Here is a 407-nt window from a genome sequence, read left to right on the forward strand (position 1 = left end):
TTCTGGAGCCCGCTGGCGGCGGTGCCGCCCCGGCTCCTGGAGACCGTGGCGGTACGGGCGTTGGAGCACGCGCTGACCGCTCCGGATCCGGCCGCCACCCACCGGTCCGGCGACGCACGGAACCAGGGGTTCCTCACCTGGCCGGGGCAGGCCCCCGCACCCGGCCCCGACACCTCCCGTACGGAAGGCACGGCCACCGCATGACGTCGCAACTCCACCACTCCCCCGGCGCCACGCGACCCGACGGGCGCCCCTCCCCGGGGGCGCGGCTGCTCGGCCCGGCGATCGCCCGGGCGGCCGCACGCGCCGCCGCCCCCGGCGGACTGCGCTTCACGGAACGCCAGCTGTACTACGCGACCTGCCGCGTCCTCAGCCCCGGCTCGGCGCTGCTGCGCCGCCTCCCGCGC

The 407-nt window shown here is 78.6% G+C and carries 1 protein-coding gene and 1 pseudogene; both read left to right on the forward strand.

The features are described 5' to 3' along the window. Positions 1-204, forward strand: a 204-nt coding sequence (locus tag A4V12_RS38085; protein WP_199831321.1) for a hypothetical protein, incomplete at its 5' end; no start/stop codon positions are given. Further along, positions 201-407 (forward strand): annotated as a pseudogene (locus A4V12_RS38905) (hypothetical protein); the annotation flags it as partial. The gene A4V12_RS38085 and the pseudogene A4V12_RS38905, both read left to right, overlap by 4 nt.

The sequence above is a fragment of the Streptomyces noursei genome, assembly GCF_001646665.1.
In the GTDB taxonomy this organism is placed as follows: domain Bacteria; phylum Actinomycetota; class Actinomycetes; order Streptomycetales; family Streptomycetaceae; genus Streptomyces; species Streptomyces lavendulocolor.